Genomic DNA, 1,094 nt, shown 5'->3' on the forward strand with positions numbered 1-1,094 from the left:
GGTCCCTGTGTCTGGAAAGTCTGTCATGATGAGAGTGGGCGGGAAGCCGTTGGGTCCTTGGCGCTTGACGCCGTGAGCCGGCTCGGTCTCCCGCCCGTTCCATCACCAACCTGAACAGTTGCACGAGGCTGCGCCAACAGACCTCGCATCACAGGGACAGGCACCATGATCATACCCCTTCGTTGCGTCGGAATCGACGTCTCCAAACATCATCTCGATATTTTCGATGAGGCCATCGGTGCCTCGGAACGCATCGACAACGCGACACAGGCCATCACACAGCTGGTGGCGCGTTGGCGATGCGATGCGCTGGTCGTCTTTGAGGCCACGGGGGTCTACGACCTTGAGCTTCGCGAAGCGCTGCGTCAGGCCGGGGTTCGCTTTGCCCGGATCAATCCGGCCCGTGCCCGCGACTTTGCCCGCGCCAGCGGCCAGCTCGCCAAGACCGATCCGATCGATGCGCGGATGCTGGCGGCCTTCGCCCGCGCCATGAAGCCCGCCACCGAGCAGGCCGCTACACCCGCCCGCAACGCTTTGGCAAGGCTTGCAAAACGACGGGACCAGCTGGTTGCCATGCGGGCCCAGGAAAAGAACCGCCGCAGCGAAGCCGAGGACCGCGCCATGGCGGAACGCATCGCTCGCCTCATCGAGGTCCTCAATGATGAGATCGCTGAGATCGAAACCGAGATCAATGCGCTCATCAAAGCCGAGCCGGAGCTTGCGGACGATGCACAATTGATACGCTCGGTGCCGGGCGTAGGACCCGTCGCCTGCATGCAACTCCTCACCCAGATGCCCGAACTTGGCCGTCTCGGGCCGAAGGAGGTGTCCGCTCTTGCCGGCCTAGCTCCCTTCAATGTTGACAGTGGGGCCTACCGCGGCAAGCGCAAGATCGGCGGCGGACGAAAGCGGGTCCGCGACGCCCTCTACATGGCTGCTCTCAACGCCGTTCGCCGCGCCGACCGCTTCAAAGTCTTTTACGGTCGGCTTCGCCAGGCCGGCAAACCAGCAAAACTCGCCCTCATTGCTGTCGCCAGGAAGCTGCTGACCATCCTCAACGCCATGCTGCGCGACCGAAAAATCTATAAGGTCGA

1 protein-coding gene is annotated in these 1,094 nt (G+C 63.0%); it reads left to right on the forward strand.

What is annotated here, in order from left to right; translation table 11 throughout:
* Window positions 1-165 precede the first annotated feature (165 nt).
* The coding region (locus tag JQ621_RS35275) for an IS110 family transposase (RefSeq protein ID WP_212241805.1) at window positions 166-1,094 on the forward strand (929 nt) is incomplete at its 3' end.

The sequence above is a fragment of the Bradyrhizobium manausense genome (assembly GCF_018129685.1).
Lineage (GTDB): Bacteria > Pseudomonadota > Alphaproteobacteria > Rhizobiales > Xanthobacteraceae > Bradyrhizobium > Bradyrhizobium manausense_D.